14 protein-coding genes and 1 pseudogene are annotated in these 15,925 nt (G+C 60.0%); 8 read left to right on the top strand and 7 right to left on the bottom strand.

Translation table 11 applies throughout. The annotated features are described in order from the left end of the window. Nucleotides 1-55: 55 nt before the first annotated feature. Nucleotides 56-1,027, bottom strand: coding sequence for a hydroxyacid dehydrogenase (locus tag ACSAMW_RS04905; RefSeq protein ID WP_500592933.1), 972 nt, complete (start codon nt 1,025-1,027; stop codon nt 56-58). A gap of 227 nt (nt 1,028-1,254) precedes the next feature. Between ACSAMW_RS04905 and ACSAMW_RS04900 the strand changes: the two genes are divergently transcribed. Continuing rightward, nucleotides 1,255-1,932 carry an RraA family protein gene (locus ACSAMW_RS04900; protein ID WP_500592932.1) on the top strand — a complete coding sequence of 226 codons (678 nt, stop codon included), beginning with the start codon at nt 1,255-1,257 and terminating at the stop codon, nt 1,930-1,932. A 96-nt stretch (nt 1,933-2,028) separates the two neighbouring features. On the opposite strand, the gene ACSAMW_RS04895 is transcribed toward ACSAMW_RS04900, so the two are convergent. The 4 genes from ACSAMW_RS04895 to ACSAMW_RS04880 form a co-directional block, all read right to left on the bottom strand. Beyond that, nucleotides 2,029-3,381 (bottom strand): MFS transporter, encoded by a 1,353-nt coding sequence (locus tag ACSAMW_RS04895; RefSeq protein ID WP_500592931.1) that lies wholly within the window; start codon nt 3,379-3,381, stop codon nt 2,029-2,031. 55 nt (nt 3,382-3,436) lie between these two features. Next, nucleotides 3,437-4,357, bottom strand: a complete 921-nt coding sequence (locus ACSAMW_RS04890) for an SMP-30/gluconolactonase/LRE family protein (RefSeq protein WP_500592930.1) — start codon at nt 4,355-4,357, stop codon at nt 3,437-3,439. 238 nt (nt 4,358-4,595) lie between these two features. Further along, nucleotides 4,596-6,623, bottom strand: coding sequence for a hypothetical protein (locus tag ACSAMW_RS04885; RefSeq protein ID WP_500592929.1), 2,028 nt, complete (start codon nt 6,621-6,623; stop codon nt 4,596-4,598). Nucleotides 6,624-6,651: 28 nt separating this feature from the next. Next, entirely contained in the window at nt 6,652-7,071 is a 420-nt protein-coding gene (locus ACSAMW_RS04880; RefSeq protein WP_500592928.1) for a type III secretion system chaperone, read from the bottom strand. 274 nt (nt 7,072-7,345) lie between these two features. Between ACSAMW_RS04880 and ACSAMW_RS04875 the strand changes: the two genes are divergently transcribed. The 5 genes from ACSAMW_RS04875 (at nt 7,346) to ampC (ending at nt 12,595) form a co-directional block, all read left to right on the top strand. Continuing rightward, nucleotides 7,346-9,859 (top strand): hypothetical protein, encoded by a 2,514-nt coding sequence (locus tag ACSAMW_RS04875; protein ID WP_500592927.1) that lies wholly within the window; start codon nt 7,346-7,348, stop codon nt 9,857-9,859. 165 nt (nt 9,860-10,024) lie between these two features. Beyond that, the gene (locus ACSAMW_RS04870) at nt 10,025-10,465 is read left to right on the top strand and encodes a rhodanese-like domain-containing protein (RefSeq protein WP_500592926.1); all 441 of its coding nucleotides are present in this window, start codon (nt 10,025-10,027) and stop codon (nt 10,463-10,465) included. Nucleotides 10,466-10,590: 125 nt separating this feature from the next. Then, a complete protein-coding gene (locus ACSAMW_RS04865; RefSeq protein ID WP_500592925.1) occupies nt 10,591-11,085 on the top strand; it encodes a M48 metallopeptidase family protein in 495 nt (164 codons plus the stop codon). Between the two features lie 13 nt (nt 11,086-11,098). Beyond that, nucleotides 11,099-11,395 (top strand): winged helix-turn-helix domain-containing protein, encoded by a 297-nt coding sequence (locus ACSAMW_RS04860; protein WP_500592924.1) that lies wholly within the window; start codon nt 11,099-11,101, stop codon nt 11,393-11,395. A gap of 45 nt (nt 11,396-11,440) precedes the next feature. Then, nucleotides 11,441-12,595 carry a class C beta-lactamase gene (gene ampC, locus ACSAMW_RS04855; RefSeq protein WP_500592923.1) on the top strand — a complete coding sequence of 385 codons (1,155 nt, stop codon included), beginning with the start codon at nt 11,441-11,443 and terminating at the stop codon, nt 12,593-12,595. A 4-nt stretch (nt 12,596-12,599) separates the two neighbouring features. On the opposite strand, the pseudogene ACSAMW_RS04850 reads toward ampC, so the two are convergent. Next, nucleotides 12,600-13,311: pseudogene (locus ACSAMW_RS04850) on the bottom strand (LysR family transcriptional regulator). Between the two features lie 135 nt (nt 13,312-13,446). On the opposite strand from ACSAMW_RS04850, the gene cynS reads away from it, so the two are divergent. Next, nucleotides 13,447-13,914 carry a cyanase gene (gene cynS, locus ACSAMW_RS04845; RefSeq protein WP_500592922.1) on the top strand — a complete coding sequence of 156 codons (468 nt, stop codon included), beginning with the start codon at nt 13,447-13,449 and terminating at the stop codon, nt 13,912-13,914. Nucleotides 13,915-13,923: 9 nt separating this feature from the next. Continuing rightward, nucleotides 13,924-14,397, top strand: coding sequence for a nuclear transport factor 2 family protein (locus ACSAMW_RS04840; RefSeq protein ID WP_500592921.1), 474 nt, complete (start codon nt 13,924-13,926; stop codon nt 14,395-14,397). Between the two features lie 126 nt (nt 14,398-14,523). On the opposite strand, the gene ACSAMW_RS04835 is transcribed toward ACSAMW_RS04840, so the two are convergent. Beyond that, nucleotides 14,524-15,897, bottom strand: a complete 1,374-nt coding sequence (locus tag ACSAMW_RS04835) for a hypothetical protein (protein ID WP_500592920.1) — start codon at nt 15,895-15,897, stop codon at nt 14,524-14,526. Between the last annotated feature and the right edge of the window lie 28 nt (nt 15,898-15,925).

Genomic DNA, 15,925 nt, shown 5'->3' with positions numbered 1-15,925 from the left:
GCTGGAGATCAAGCGTGCAGCAGGTAGGGCTGGCACGGGTTTCAGGGGCTGGGGCCTATAGCAAGTGCCGGTTGACGATGCAGCGTGGGTCAAGGGCCTGGTTGTTCCACAGGCTTGCAATCTGCTGCACGGCCAGCAGGCCCACCCGGTCACGGGCTTCGGTGGTATTAGCCCCTATGTGAGGTGTCGCGACCAGGTTGGTCAGGCCCCACAGGGCGCTGTCTGCGGCAGGCGGCTCTGGGTGGAACGTATCCAGCCCGGCACCGGCGATCTGGCCAGTGCGCAGCGCCTCGACCAGTGCTGGGGTGTCGATCAGTTCCCCACGCGCAGTGTTGATCAGGATGGCATTGGAGCGCATGCGCTGGAACTGCTCGGTGCTCAGAAGGTTGCGGTTCTGCTCGGTAAGCGGGCAGTGCAGGCTGATCACATCGCAGCTTTCCAACAACTGCTCGAAGCTGGTTTCGCGTTCCACGTGGTCCCGCGCCGGCAAGGCTTGCAGGTAAGGGTCGTATACCCTGACCTTCATCCGCAGGGGGGCGACCAGGTCCATCAAGATACCGCCAATGGACCCTAACCCCACCAGGCCCAGCGTCTTGCCCGACAGCTCCATGCCATTGGCCGTGGCTTTGTCCCAGTGGCCTTGGCGCATGCGCGCATCGAGGGTCGCTGTCTGCCGCGCTACGGCGAACATCAGCGCAAAGGCCTGCTCGGCCACCGACTGCGCGTTGGCGCCCAAGGCGATGGTCACAGGTACGCCGCGCTCGGCAGCGGCTTGGATATCAATGCTGTCGTAACCCACCCCGTGCTTGGCAACAACCTTGAGCGCCGAAGACGCCTGGATCATCTCCCTGGTCAGCTTGCCCTGCCGCACGATGATGGCATCGGGCTGTTCCTGGGCAATGATCGCAACAAGCTCATCAACTGGTAGGTAAGGTGTGGTGGGTATGAGTTGGATATCCAGGCTCGCGGCGTGCTGAATGGCGTCCTGGGTAAGCGCGGGGCCAGTGATCAATATCTTGCGGGTCATAGGGTGTTCACCTTGTTGTTATGGCGACGAGCGCAGGCTCACCTGAGCTAGTGAAAGGCCTGTGCTTTAACCTAGCATAATGAAACGCCATTTCAACAAAGAAGTTTTTTCCATGACCGGCGGGGATGAAACCGCGAGCAAGGTGCTTGCTGTGGATTAAATGAAATGCCATTCTAAAAATCCTGAGCCTAGCTCATTGGCACCCTATAACTTCAAGAGAAATGCCCATGCCTATCGGATTCCGCGTCCTCAAAGCCGAACGTAAAGTCAGCGCACAGTGGGTTTCGCGCTACCGCGATGTGCCTGTCGCCAATGTGAGCGATTCCATGCACCGCATGACCGCCGGTGGCGCCCGCCTGCGCCCCATGCACCGTGAGGGTGTTCTGGCAGGCCCTGCACTGACCGTTAAAGCCCGCCCCGGCGACAACCTGATGCTGCATTACGCCATTGATATCGCCGAACCTGGCGATGTCATCGTGGTGGATGCTGGCGGGGACCTGAGCAATGCGCTGATTGGCGAAATGATGGTGGCCTATGCCGAGAAACGTGGCGTGGCTGGCATTGTGATCAATGGGGCCATTCGGGATGCTGGGAGCATTGGCGCCGGGACATTCCCGTTGTTTGCAGCCGGTATCTCCCACCGCGGGCCGTACAAGGATGGGCCAGGGGAAATCAACGTACCCATTGCCATTGACGGCATGGTGATCGAACCAGGCGACCTGGTGATCGGTGATGACGACGGTCTGTTGTGCGTGCCCTACGACCATGTAGAGGCCGTGTATGGGCGGGCCGCTGCCAAGCACGAGGCTGAGCTCAAGCAGATGCAGCAGATCGCCGACGGTACCAACAGCCGTGCCTGGGTACTGGAATCGCTGAAGCACACAGGCTGCGAGTTCGAAGATTAAGGCCGCCTGTTCCAATGTGCGCCAATCGCCCGGCTGATGCCTGAAGGCAAGGCCGGGCGACAGTTGTTCGCCTATTGATACGTTACTTTTATCGCCTTAGCCGGCTGTCACGTTGCCCTTGGGTTGGCGTGTGCCCGATGTCACAGGCTGCTGGCGCGCCGGGTCTCCCAGCCACAGCATCAGGCATGTACCCAGCAGCAACACGGCGGCCACCGCGTAGAACGGTGCTGAAAAGGACTGGGTAGCATCCTTGATCATCCCGATCAGGAACGGCCCAGCGAACCCGCCCAGGTTGCCGATAGACACGATCAGCGCCAAGCCGCCTGCTGCCGCGCGGCCAGTCAAGAACGTAGAAGGGATAGCCCAGAACGTGGCCTGGAACGCCAGAATGCTGGCAACCGTGCCCGCCAGGCAGGCGATCTTCAGCACTGGGTCGTCAGCCAGGGCGGCGCCTACCAATGCCAGCGCCGCGAACGCCAGGGCGCCTACCACATAGGGCAGGCGCTGTTGCGACCGATTGGCCAGGCGGGCCCACACCGTCATCGCAATCGCCCCCAGGATATAGGGCAGGGTAGCGACTAGCCCGACGGTGCCATTGGCCATGCCCAAGCTCTTAATGATTTGCGGCATCCATAGGCCGATCCCGATGGAGCCTACGATGCAACAGAAGTTGATGGCGGCCAGCACGAACACCTTGGGGTTGGTCAGCGCGCTACGCAAGCTGCTGCCATGGGATGCACTGATGGTTTGTTGCTCGCGGCGCAGGCGGTCAGACAACCAGGCCTTTTCGCGGTCCGTCAGCCACCGGGCCTTGGCCGGGTGGTCCACCAGCACGAACAGGCAGGCCAGCCCCAGCAATAGCGCTGGAAGCGCTTCGACCACCAGCAGGAACTGCCAGTTCTTCAGGCCCAGCACCCCATGCATGTCCAATAACCAGCCCGACAGCGGTGAGCCGAAGATATTGGCCGTGGGAATCCCCAGCAGGAAGGCTGCAGTGGCTTTTGCGCGCCATTTGCCGGGAAACCAATAGGTGAAGTACAGGTAAACCCCGGGCGTGAAGCCGGCCTCTGCCAAGCCCAGCAAAAAACGCATGATGCTGAAGCTGACCGGGCCTGTGGCGAACGCCGTGCCCATGGAGATCAGGCCCCAGGTGATCATGATGCGCGCGATCCATATACGTGCTCCAAAGCGCTGCATCAGCAGGTTGCTGGGGATTTCGAACATGAAGTAACCCAGGAAGAACAGGCCTGCCGCCCAGCCGAACATGGTGGCCGTCAGGCCCAGGTCCTTGTTCATACTGATGGCCGCGAAGCCAACATTGGTGCGGTCCAGGTAACTGATCACGTAGCACGCGAAAATAAAGGGCACGATGCGCAGCAGCACACGCCGCAGCACCTGTTCGCCCTCTTGGTCAGTCAGCGGGGGGAGTAGCGTCACGTCTTGGGTCATGGTCGACTCTCTTATGGTTATTGTCCAAACACGGGGCGTCAGCTGTGAGGGAGCATCAGCTGTGGGAGAACATCGGTAGGCCCGCGACAGGGGCAGGTGCCTTCAATATCGAACCGGATTCGGATTCGGTGATGTAAAGGGTGGAATGGCCAGGGCCGCCAAAGGCCAGGTTGGTGTTGCTGATGCCCTCGCATGACACGAGCCTGGCAAGAGGCTCGGCTACCTTTGAAAGCCGCCAAACGGACCCGAAACCGGTATGGGCTACGTACAGGTTGCTGTCTGCATCCAAGGCCAGGCCATCGGGGCCGCCCAGCCCACCATGCAACTGGGCGAACAGGCCCACCTTGCCGATGATCGAGCCATTGCCCAAGGGAATGCGCCACACCTGCTGGGCCCGTGTGACGGCGATCAGCAGATGGTTGAGCGCGGGGTCGAACACAATGCCATTGGGGCTGGGTACGTTGTTGAGCAGGCAGGTGAGGGTGCCGCCGCTGTCCAATTTGTACACCCGCCCGGAGGGATCCTGTAGGCCGGTTTGCCCTTGGTCGGTGAAGTACAGGTCGCCTGCTGGGGAAAATACCAGGTCGTTTACACCCTTGAAGCCTTCTGAGCCTGCCGACTCCAGGTACGGCCTGATTTCACCGCTGCGCGCATCCAGCACCATGATGCCGCGCTTGTAATCAGTAATGAAAATCCGGCCGTCGCGGTGGATTTTCAAACCGTTGGGCCAGCCGTCGTACTGGCAGACCAAATCCCAATCGCCTGATGGGCTGATTCTGAAGATCCGCCCATAGGGGATGTCGGTGACATACAGGTTGCCGTCCCGGTCAAAAGACGGGCCTTCCAGAAACGAATCGATAATCCGCCCTTGGCGGTTGGCATCAGCCCAGCGTGTTTGGCGAGGCTGGCGGTAACGGTCCGGTAGCCGTGTGAACACCGTTGTTTCAGTGATGGGCGGGGCGGGAAAGAAGCTCATTGGCCTTCCTGAAGCCGCTGTCTCGCGGCGGTTTTTGTATTTATGAAACGATATTTCGAAATCTACACCAGGCGTAAGGCAAGTGCGAGATGAGGGCGGGCCGCCGGTCGAAAAGGGAGAGGTAAGTGTGCGGGAGCTAGAGGAGAGGAGAAGGCCTGTAAGGCCAGGAAGCTGAGCGTTGCGGCAGGCAACACATCTGCTCCCTGGCTGTGGTTTTAATGGCTCATGGCAGCCGTGCTTAATGCTGGGCTTGATCGCGCACCAAAGCTGCCCGTTGCTCGGCCATCTGTGAGGATTCTGCGACCGTTTCCAGGTCCTGATCAGCAACAGGCTGCTGCCGTGGGCCGCTCATGCGCAAACTGTAGAACTGGTCGATGTAGGTGCGGATCTGGTCGGGCTGTAGCGGTGGCATCTGCCCATGTTTCTCGCCCATCAGGCGCCACGCAATAAAGTTGACCACGGACGCCACGGGTACCTGCATCCGCGCACCAGGGATCTTTGCTTTGTTGTGGTGCGACTCAACGATGTAATCCAGGCAGCCCTTGAACAACCCCTGTAGGCGGTTTTGCTGATCACGGTCCAGCAGGGCACCATCCCCGCCTTTGACCGGCAAGCAATACATCCCTGCCCAGCCGTGGTAGGCGCCTATGGCCGCTTCGCGTTTGGTGAGGGCATCGGTGCCCTCGAACACAGCCATCTCCAGGCGGTCGGCCAGTGCCGGCTCCAGTTCGCCAGCGCCGCCGTCCACGGGCGTATTGGCACCACGGCGCAGCGCATTGGTGCCCATCAGGATGGTGACGTTGGAAAAATCCAGCAGGGTTTCGAGGGCGATGGCTTCCAGTTGCTTTCGGCTAGGGTCTGTGAGGCGTTTGATGCCGTCCATGTCGTCAAGGTCGGCTTCGTCCAGCAACAGGATCGGGTTGGTGCAGTTGGCACGGTTGAGGAGCAGACCGATCTTGCCCATGGCATCGGTGTCGGCGGTCACGAATTCGTCTTGCTCCAAGGCGGACCATTCCTTGGCCATCAGGGCATTGATGCCCCCGGCCTGTTTGTCTGGCATCACCAGGCTTTGCACCGGCAGGCCTAGAAGTTCGGGCAGCACATGCTCGGCATAGCGGCTTTTGCCCGTGCCGGGTGCGCCGGCCAACATCATCATCTGCTTGTTCACCGAAGGTACTTCGGCCCAGCGGTGCCAGTCGTCGCTGTCTTTAAGGGTAAGCACGTTGAAGCCTGCGTCGGCCGTGTATTCGGTGGGCAGCTCACGCTCCAGGGAGCGCGCAGCAATACCCAAGGTAAAGCCGCTGAGCTTGTCGCGCAGTTCCGGGGGGTAACGGTTCAGCTGGTGCTGCATGCGTGCCAGCAGGTCGGCCCGCCCTGCATCGGTCTTGACCGCCTGGACCTCCTGGGTCTTCATAGGCCGGCCAATCATGAAGTCCTGCCGCCAATGCATCATGCCTCGGATCAGCCCGTAATTGACCTTGTCGCCTTTTTTGGCGGCGGCGAAGGCCTGTAGCAAGAAGATGTCGATCTTGCGGCAACTCGTCTGGATGTGTTCGGGCAGTGTCTTGAGGTAGGCCGCATTCTGCGCCTGTCGCCGTAGGTGGGTTTTTTCCAGGGCTTCAGGGTAGCTGAGCTTAGCCTTGGTGGTGACGGCCTCGCGCACGCCATTGAGCAGCTCCTTGCCTTCCTGGTACACCGGCGTGAGCATGCCCATGGCGGTCAGGCCCCGCGCAGTGCCCTGCTGGTCGCTAGGCGCCTTGGCCTGGATAAGGGCATCTACTGCGGTGTAGGCACCGTACACAGCCACGCCAGCTACGGCGCCTCGGGTAAGGGCCTTGCCGGTTTCGGTTCCGGCTTTGTGCCAGTTGAAGCTGTTGGCCAGCACGTCATCCACGTCTTGTTTGAGCGCATGATCCAGCTCGCCGTAGCTGGCGGCGGCCTGTGCCGGTGTAGCAGGGCGTTCAGCCAGCTCGAGATCGCCCGCTTCGCCACCTACCGGGCGATAGGAGCGCGCGTGCTGTCGCCCCATCATTGGTAGCCATTGGCCCACGCCTGCGGCGGCGTCGCTTAGGCGTTGAATACTGCCCGTTATCAACTGAGCACCTAGCCTGGAAGAGGGCGCTGCCTGCCGGTGAGTGCGGCTGGCCTGGCCGATAGGCTGGCTGGGTTCGGCACGTGCGCCTATGAGTGGATGGCCTAGCTCAGGGTCATTGACCACGGTAGGTTGGGTACGTACGAGGCGTGCCAGGTTGAAGGTGTACGTCAAAATGCATCTCCTTGAATCAATACTGTTGTCACAGCCGCATGCCTTGGCTCGCCAAGTGCTGACGCGCGCTATTACGGCAGGCCGTCAATTCATTGATGGCAGCATCGAGGGTTTCTGTGTCCAGCTCTTGGGCTGAAAACCGCATCTGGAGATAGACCTGTGCGTGTTGGGGATGCATGGCTACAACAGGGCCCGGTGAGAGGCAATTCAAGCTCAGCAAGGCCCGGTACAGTTTTGCTTCGTCCACACTGGTAGCGCCCAGTCGCCCGTGGCTGCTCAAGGGCGTGTACAGGTGAAGGGCTTGCTGCGGCTCGCACCATTCGAAATAAAGGGACGTGCCGTCTGCCAGGGCCATGCCGGCACAGCCGTTGTTGCCTAAGGCAAGATTGCCGACGCGGTCACGCTGGCCCAGCGAGTGAAGCAGGTGGTTGATGGCTTTGATGCTCATGTGTCGTCCTGAATGGCCTAGAGAAAATAGGCAAAACCACGTGCACAACGGATACCTTCTACTTATTAATGAGAATTGTTACCGTTTGCGCAGGGTGTGTGGTCGGCATTTAGAAGTTGGTTCCCACTCGGCTGAGTACAGCTTTAGCACAAGTGTTCCAGGCGTGCTCGGCTAGGCCCCTGCAAAAAAGTAATGGAACTATATGTTATATAGTAACAACACAGAGGTGTTCGCTAACTGCATCTCATGCCCCTGTTGGCTGGAGTTCTCTGCCATGCGCCTCACCTCAAATACCGACTTCATTCAGCGGCTCAACCACCATATCGACCGCCCTGACCAAGCCCCCCAGCTCACCCTCGAAGCCACCACCAGCTCGGGCGTTGCCCACACTGGCGAGGCCACCTTCGATCAGGTGCGAGGCTTTACCACCCGTGGGGCCCACTTGGGCACCGCCTTGGGTGAGGAATGGGCACGCAACCTTCACTCGCGACAGTTGGCCTTCGCTTTGGGCAAATTGATCAATGCTCGCCGGGCCGACCTTCAACGCCCTCGCCCTGTAAACGCTGCGACCAGGGCCTGCGGGCAGCAGCCCCTAGTGGAAGAAGGGCTTGATGCCCTTAATCGCAGCGTTATCTTGGCTGAGGACATTCACCGGCTGCTTGAACAAGCGCCTCGGGATTGGCCGCTTCGTGGGGCATGCGAGAGCGTTCTGCGAGGCGCAGACGATTTGCACGCCGTGTGGAAGGGCCCGCAGGCCGCGGCCCCTGCGGCCCATGTGCATGAGGAAGGTCACAGCCACGGCCATGACCATGGTGGCGGCGCCATTGTGGTGGACGTGGACGAGGCCATCCATGGGCTTTATGCCGCGATCAGTTACCTGGTACAGGCCATGAAGGGGGGTGGCCAGGAAGTGGCCAAGCAATTCAGTGAAGAGGCACAGGCCCTGGCTCATGCCCCATTGGAATGGGTCAAAGAGCAGGGCACTCCACATGGCGTAGCCGATTTCGCCATGGGCGTCAGTGTCGGCGGGGCACTGTTGCCGTTTTCACTGCTGGCCATGAAAGCCGGTGTGGAAGAAATTCACGGCGCACGCCATGAGCACAAGCGTTTGGGTAAGCTCAAGGCGCAGTTGCTTGAACGCCTAGATCAACTCAAGCCTGTGCACAGTGAGGGGGTGCAAGGGCCGGAAGGCATTCAGCGTTTGCAGGTGGAACAGCAATTGGACGCACTGGCTTTCTCGCGGCAGCAAAACGCCGATGGTGGGAAGGTGGGTGTGTTTTCGCTGTCCTCCGGCGCAGCCATCGCCGCCAAGGTAGGGCTGGAAACCGGGGCTAAGTCGGCGTTCATCGCAACCAGTGGTGCCGCAGGGCCAGCAGCGGCCACTGCTGCCGCCGGCATTGCCGGAACCTTTGCGCTTGGTCCGCTGGCCGCCGGCAGCGCCGTGGGCCTGGGCGCTTACATGGTGCACAAGTCAGCGGCCAAGGCCAAAGCATTCAGGGCTGAAAGGGAGGAAACACTCTCCGCCCATCAGGGCCTGAGTGAAGCACAGCGCACAGGACCACTGAAGCACTACGGCGACTTTCTCGAACAAAAGCTCAACCAGCACCAGCGCTTCTACGACAACTACCGAGACTGGAATAAAGGTTTTCTGGCTGGCAGCGGCATTTACACGGCCGGCACCCTGGCCAAGGTGGGCATGGTAGCGGCCGTTGGGGCCGGCGCGGTGGCCCTGGCCGAACCCGCTACGCTTGGCACAGTCATCGCTTTGGGGGCCGTGGGTGGGGCAATGATGGGGGCCAGCTCCCACCAGTTTCTATCCGGGCACGGCCGCCATCACCGCTATGAAGGGTATTTCAAGAAAGACGACCTGGAGCTGGACCGCCACTTTCTGGCCAGCGCGGACCTGCTATGCCTGAACGATGCCCAGTCCGGGCCGCTGGCAGGCCTGGAGCTGCGGACCGATTTCCACCAACACCTCTACCACCGCGAAGCCTGCCGCCAGGACCTGCTTGAGCGTATTGCTGGGGAAACCGGTAAGCGCTTCACTGGCCGCTATACCTACACCGCCGATACCGAAGCTACACGGGAAAAGCGTGGGGAAAAGCCCGGCAAACGTGAGCGCATCAAAGCCCAGCTTACCCAGCGCAGGGAAAACACCGCTGCCAGGCTGTCAGCGGCCAAAGCGTTTGGCAGCTCATTGGCGAGCGGTAGCGTTAAACGTGCAACTCAGGCAAGCCGGGACACCTGGAACGCTCAGCGCACCGCGCTCAGTAAAACCCATGTGGCGCAGTGGTTTGCCCAGAACGAGGCCGGCGAGCCAGAGAACATGATGAAGACCATGCTCGACCCGCACTTGGCCATGGTGCAAAAGCGGCTGGACATCAAACTGCGCACCTATGCTGCCGTCAAGGTGCAGGGGGAGGGGGGGCTGTCGCTGGAAGATGGTCGAAAACTACGCGATGTGCTGGTCGGTTTGGACAAGGACCTGGAGCAGGACGACCTGCTGTACCGGCAGCTCACTCACTTGCGCTACAGCCTCGAACAACCGGGAAATGAAGACCAGCGCAGTGAGCGGATTGGGCGCTTCATTGCGGTGCAAATGGGCAAGCCGTATGACGAGGCACCTGTACCGCTGGAGCAGCGCCATCGCGCATTGGCCCATCATCTGCTCGACGAGGCGCCCACACGCTACCGGGACCTGCGTGGCATGCTACTGGAAACGGAGCTGGAAGCCACTCGCCTGCGCGGGCGCTTTCATAAGGCAATGACGGCTGAGCACAACGTTTAGCCGTTGGGCTGTCTGTGAGGCGGCGGCAGAGCACGTCCCGTGTGCCGCCGCCCTAGGTAAAGCCTGTTGGCGTGAAACTACCGGTTAATGTCCAGTGGGCCTATGCCTCACGGCATGCCACAGCGCTAAGGTAACGCCACATCCATGCCCAAGGAACGCCCCACAATGCCTAGCCTGATTTCGCAAACCCTTGCCGCCTCACCGGCTGAAGCCTACGTACACTTCAACGACCGTTTACGCTTTGAAAGCGATTGCTCGGATGTCTACCACAGCCAGCAGGCGGGCGACATTGATTACGTGCTGGTCGATGTGCGCAACCCTGCAGCCTTTGCGGCGGGGCACGTGCCGGGGGCTATCAACCTGCCTACCCAAACCCTTACGGCCGAGCGCCTGTCCGCGTTCCCGGGCGACACGCTGTTTGTGGTGTACTGCGCCGGGCCCCATTGCAATGGCGTACACAAGGCCGCCGTGCGCTTGGCACAGCTGGGTTACGCGGTGAAGGAAATGATCGGCGGCGTGACCGGCTGGCTGGACGAAGGGCTCCCATTGGCACATGACAGCGACAGTGGGCGCACTTCCGGCACTGGGGTGGCGTGCGATTGTTGAGTGCATGTTGTTCAGTAGTGTAAGGCTTTGCGTGGGCAGCCCAGAGCCGCCTACGCCACTTTGGCTAGGGCCGTGTGAACACCTGGGATACACTAGCACCTGCCATTTCAAGCCCCGTTGCCGCCATGCCCCCGCTTAAATACCTGCAAGCCTATCCCGCCGCCCTGCAAGCCCAGGTGCGCCAGCTGATCGACCAGCAACGCCTGGGTGATTACCTGCAACAGCGCTATCCCGAACGGCATGGGGTACAAAGCGACAAGGCGTTGTATGGCTATGTGCTAGACATCAAACAGGCGTACCTGCGCAACGCGCCGAGTCCTGACAAGGTGCTGTTCGATAACCGTCTGGACCTCACCCATCGCGCCCTTGGGCTGAACACGGCCATCTCCCGTGTTCAGGGCGGCAAGCTGAAGGCCAAGAAAGAAATTCGTATTGCCGCCTTGTTCAAGGAGGCCGCACCACAGTTTCTGAAAATGATTGTGGTGCATGAGCTGGCGCACCTGAAGGAATCCGACCACAACAAGGCGTTCTATCAGCTCTGTGAACACATGCAGCCTGGCTACCACCAGCTGGAATTCGACCTGCGGGTCTACCTTACCTGGCGTGACCTCGCCACCTGACCGGACGTTGCCCATGGATGCCAGTAAAACCCGCACCAGTTTCTATCGCCGCCTGTACGTGGCTTATCTGATCGACAGTGGCATGGCGAGCAGCATCCCTGCGCTCACAGAGGTAACGGGTATGCCGAGGCGCACCGCCCAGGACACCTTGGCCGCCCTGGCAGAGCTGGATATTGTGTGTGAATTCGAGCAGGCCCAAGGGGCGCGCAATCACAGCGGCTGCTACCGAATCCGTGACTGGGGCGCCATCGACCGGAGCTGGGTCGAGCACAACCTGGATAGGTTGAAGGCCGTGCTGCAGTACCCCTGAAAGCGCCTCAGTACGGCGGCCTGAAACCTTTGGAATCCTCTGTTCATGAACCGCTTTCTGCTAGTTAAGCTTATGCTGCTTGTGCCGCTAACTGCGGGTGCCAGCGAGGGCACGCCGGGCATCGACACCCAGGTCACAGCGATCGCTCGCGCCCTCATCAAGGCTCAAGACCTGCCGGGGCTCGCCATAGGTCTCAGCGGGCCGGGAACCGCCCGCCGGTTTTATTACTTCGGTGTAGCCGACCGCCGCAGCGGCCAGCCCGTGGATGCCAACACCCTGTTTGAAATTGGCTCCCTGAGTAAAACCTACGCCGCTACGCTGGGTGCCTATGCCACGGTGACAGGCCACCTGCAACTGCAGGCGCCGACAGCGCAGGTAAACACCGCCTTGGCAGGCAGCCCTATTGGCGGCGCTACATTACTCCAATTGGCCACCTACAGCGCTGGCGGGCTCCCCTTGCAGTTTCCTCAGGGCATTGATGACGAGCGCCAGGCCATTGCGTTCTACAAGGGGTTCCAGCCACGGTTCCCTATTGGAAGCCAGCGGCTCTATTCCAACGCCAGCATCGGCCTGTTTGGTGCCTTCGCTGCACAACGTTTGAACGCGCCCTATGCTCAGGCGTTGCAACGCAGGGTGCTCACGCCATTGAAGCTGGAGCACACCTACCTTCAAGTGCCAGCAGCCGCCCAAAGCCATTACGCCTGGGGGCACGGCAAACAGGATGAACCCCTGCGCGTGAACCCCGGCGTCTATTCCGAACAGGCGTATGGCATCAAGACCACCGCAGGTGACCTGCTGAGCTTTGTAGAAGCCAACCTCGACCCAGGCGCGTTGCCAATGCCTCTGGCCCAAGCGATGCTCATCGCCCAACAGGGGTATTATCGCAGTGGCCCTATGACGCAAGGCCTGGGATGGGAAAGCTATGATTACCCGCTCCCCAAGGCCACGTTGCTCGCCGGCAACACGCCTGCCATGGCACTGGAACCCCATCGGGTCGACTGGCTGCCATCGCCGGTATCAACGCACCACGCTCGCTTGTTCAACAAGACAGGCTCTACCAATGGCTTCGGGGCCTATGCGCTGTTTGTACCAACACGCCGGGTCGCCGTGGTGATATTGGCCAACCGCAATTATCCCATTGCTGCACGGGTGGATGCGGCTTACGACTTGCTTGAGCTGATGGATAAACCCTCCAGGTGAAACGTTACCGTCGGGGTGGGCTTTCCCCAGGCGTCACCCATTCATCAAGCAGTTTCGCAAAGGCCACCGCAGCCGTGCTTTGGTAGGCGCCTTTTCTGCGTAACAGCGCCACGGCGCGGCTTGGAAGCGGTGGGAGAGTAGCCATAGTGCGCAAACCGGTTTGATGACGCACTATTGCCTCAGGAAGAATGGTCACCAGGCGGCCTTGCTTGACCACCTTAAGCACGATGGCAATGGAATCGGCTTGCAGCATAACCTGCGGTTTGAACGCCAGCGCCTGGCACCAGGCATCTATCAACGTGCGCGTGGCGAAGCCCTTTGCCAACAAGGCAAATCGCAAGGGTGGCAGGTCATTGGAAGCTAGCGGGAGGCTCACCCAAGCGGTCAATCAAAGGCGCTACCAGGTATTCGCTGAAGGTTGGCGTCACGCCCAGGCGCAGCTGGCCCTTGGACAGGTCGTTGACATCCAGCATCGCACGGCTGCCGGCGTCCAGCTCCATAAGAGCACGGCGCGCGTGCTCCAGGTACACGCGCCCTGCATCGGTGGGCACAATGGTTCGCCCACTCCGATCAAAGAGCATTACGCCCAAATTGCTTTCCAGCTGCCGAACCTGTTGTGAAAGGGCAGGCTGGGAGACATGCAGCGCTTCGGCAGCACGGGTGAAATAGCCGTGTTCGGCGATAGCCAGCAAGTATCGGACATGACGTAACAGCACCGTTTCACCATAAGGTCAGGTTATGGAGATCATCACAAATGAGTCCTGGCTATTATAAAGCGCAAGCATGATGCTGTGCTCAACGCAGCATCACCGAGTGTCAGAATATTTCGTACATAGCCTAGGAGAATGGACATGCCCCACAGCGATAGCTCCAGTTCACCACGCGACACCCTTACCCAACACGTTTTGCAAGCCAAGGTTGCGAAAAACCTTACGTGGGCTTCGCTGGCCGAGGGCACGGGGTTGAGCGTGGTCTACGTGACCGCCGCTTTACTCGGCAAGCATCCTTTGCCGCACGCCGTTGCCGAAGTAGTGGTAGAGCGGCTTGGGTTAGGCGCCGATGCTGTGGGCCAACTGCAAAGCATACCGATGCGTAGTAAGGCTGAAGACGTTTCCAGTGACCCCACCATTTACCGCTTTCACGAAATGATTCAGGTGTATGGCACCACCCTTAAAGCCCTGGTGCATGAAGAATTTGGCGACGGCATCATCAGCGCGATCAATTTCAAGCTCGATATCAAGAAGGTCGAAGACCCGGAAGGCGGGGCGCGTGCCGTGATCACCCTGGACGGCAAATTCCTGCCGTACAAGCCATTCTGAGGCCTAGACATGACAGAAGAAAAACGCATGCCGTTGCCACCCTTCACTCGGGAAACCGCGCTCCAGAAAGTGCGAGGCGCCGAGGACGGGTGGAATTCACGGGATGCCGCCAAGGTAGCCCTGGCCTACACGCCAGATACCTACTGGCGCAACCGTAGCGAGTTCGTCAACGGCCGTGCCGAAGCTCAAGCCTTCCTTGAGCGCAAGTGGCGCAAGGAACTGGACTACCGGCTGATCAAGGAGCTGTGGGCGTTTACGGACAACCGTATTGCCGTGCGGTATGCCTACGAATGGCATGATGACTCGGGCAACTGGTTCCGCTCGTACGGTAACGAGAATTGGGAGTTCGCCGCTAACGGGCTTATGCAGCGGCGCTTTGCATGCATCAACGACCTGCCGATCACCGAGGCCGAGCGCAAGTACCACTGGCCGTTGGGGCGGCGGCCGGATGACCACCCTGGCTTGAGCGACCTAGGCCTTTAACGGGCCTTACCTGCCGCGCGCATTGCGGCAGCCATGGAGGCAGCCCGTCTATTAGGCTGACCCAGCTCTGGATAGACAACACATAAGCGTTCCAGGCGGGTCAGCGTCTTGCTTTAAGGCATGAGCCTATACCTCTTCGCGTGGCAATAACTCGAATGAACGCCGGCTTAGCTGGGGAGGTAACGCCACAGCGTCTCTGCGTTGCTGTTTCATGGCAGTACGCGGCACTGCCCCTTTGGCGCGCGGGCCAGATAGCTCTCCCGCCCCAAAGTCGACCACCCCGGACCCGCTGACACCTACAGGTTGTTGGTGGAACCGCTTGTGGATCACGTCAGCCGCCGGCTTCTTGTAATGGTTAGTGATAATGGAGGCCGCTGGCCACAGCCCCAGTACCGGTAACATAACCACAGCCCCCCCTAGTTGAGTCAGCGCCAGCCTGCTCGCCGTCGAATAGTTTTGAAGCGCAAGAGACGTGGCGAGCTTGGTCTTGGTAATAAAGATCGAGGCGATGCCACCTGCTAATGGGACGGCTCCGGCCAGCAGGTTTTCCAGAGCGAATACCGCCTGCAAAGCGCTAGTGCCATCGGTCATGATGTCGATCGGTACTTTCGAGGCCCGTACCAAGGCATTTTTGGCCTGATGGTTCAGGCTGGTCTTCTCCAACTGATCCAGGCGGTCAATGAAGTCACGTCGGCTTAAAAGCGCTGAAAAATCGGCTATCCCGTTTTTATGGGCAAAATGGCCTAGCCCCAGGTAGGCACCGGCGCCCGCCATCATGCCGCCAGCAGCCGCCACGCCTGTGTCAATCTTGGACACGGTGGCTTCACTTAGCACAAGCGATGCAAGCGGGGATATGAAGATGCGGGCCACGTTGCGCGCGGTATAGCTGATTTGGAAGGACAAAGCGGCCTGGCCTACCTTTTTGCCCAAGCCAATCTCGGCATCAAGGTTCTCCACGGCCTTTTGCATGGCTGTGGACATTTCACCTTGGTGGTGAACGATATGCACCTTATTGGCTTCTGGGTCATAACTGAGCGAAGGGGTTTGGTCCGCTTTGTTGATACGTAACCAGTAGGCATCGTGTATTGCCCGGCTTAAGGCTTCACCACCGGCCGTGTCGAAGATCGCGCTGATGCTACCTACGATGTAACCCTTGGTAAAGGTGTCTGTCACTAGAGCGCCGCCACTGAGGGCAGGCACCAAGTCGGTTAGTGCGCTTGCTATGGCAAAAGGCGTGGACTTGGCCGCTCCTACAGTCGCATCAGCCCACTCATCCAGTTTCTTGCCCTTCTGTTCCAGTGTTTCCAAGCGGTTGCCCGTGTAACCGTGCTCAGTCAACTCGATGATTCGATTGGCGACATCATCGTCGAAGGCAGGTAGATCCACATCTTCTGACGCGGTGCGCCAGCGGTTGTAAGCATGATCAACAGTGCTACGCACGCCATCGAAGCGTTCACGGTCGGCTTCGCTCAGTGCTCGCCCTGCCCGAAACGCTTCCAATTTGATTTGGGCGTCTGCCGTACGCGCG

Source organism: Pseudomonas sp. AB39(2026) (genome assembly GCF_059831485.1).
The sequence above is the reverse complement of the archived record's forward strand: the minus strand, read 5'-3'. Positions and strand labels throughout refer to the sequence as shown.

What these genes read in the sequence shown, in the direction of transcription:
- ACSAMW_RS04905 (WP_500592933.1), bottom strand. Translation starts at nt 1,027, where the DNA reads ATGACCCGCAAGATATTGATCACTGGCCCCGCGCTTACCCAGGACGCC.
- ACSAMW_RS04900 (WP_500592932.1), top strand. Translation starts at nt 1,255, where the DNA reads ATGCCTATCGGATTCCGCGTCCTCAAAGCCGAACGTAAAGTCAGCGCA.
- ACSAMW_RS04895 (WP_500592931.1), bottom strand. Translation starts at nt 3,381, where the DNA reads ATGACCCAAGACGTGACGCTACTCCCCCCGCTGACTGACCAAGAGGGC.
- ACSAMW_RS04890 (WP_500592930.1), bottom strand. Translation starts at nt 4,357, where the DNA reads ATGAGCTTCTTTCCCGCCCCGCCCATCACTGAAACAACGGTGTTCACA.
- ACSAMW_RS04880 (WP_500592928.1), bottom strand. Translation starts at nt 7,071, where the DNA reads ATGAGCATCAAAGCCATCAACCACCTGCTTCACTCGCTGGGCCAGCGT.
- ACSAMW_RS04875 (WP_500592927.1), top strand. Translation starts at nt 7,346, where the DNA reads ATGCGCCTCACCTCAAATACCGACTTCATTCAGCGGCTCAACCACCAT.
- ACSAMW_RS04870 (WP_500592926.1), top strand. Translation starts at nt 10,025, where the DNA reads ATGCCTAGCCTGATTTCGCAAACCCTTGCCGCCTCACCGGCTGAAGCC.
- ACSAMW_RS04865 (WP_500592925.1), top strand. Translation starts at nt 10,591, where the DNA reads ATGCCCCCGCTTAAATACCTGCAAGCCTATCCCGCCGCCCTGCAAGCC.
- ACSAMW_RS04860 (WP_500592924.1), top strand. Translation starts at nt 11,099, where the DNA reads ATGGATGCCAGTAAAACCCGCACCAGTTTCTATCGCCGCCTGTACGTG.
- ampC (WP_500592923.1), top strand. Translation starts at nt 11,441, where the DNA reads ATGAACCGCTTTCTGCTAGTTAAGCTTATGCTGCTTGTGCCGCTAACT.
- cynS (WP_500592922.1), top strand. Translation starts at nt 13,447, where the DNA reads ATGCCCCACAGCGATAGCTCCAGTTCACCACGCGACACCCTTACCCAA.
- ACSAMW_RS04840 (WP_500592921.1), top strand. Translation starts at nt 13,924, where the DNA reads ATGACAGAAGAAAAACGCATGCCGTTGCCACCCTTCACTCGGGAAACC.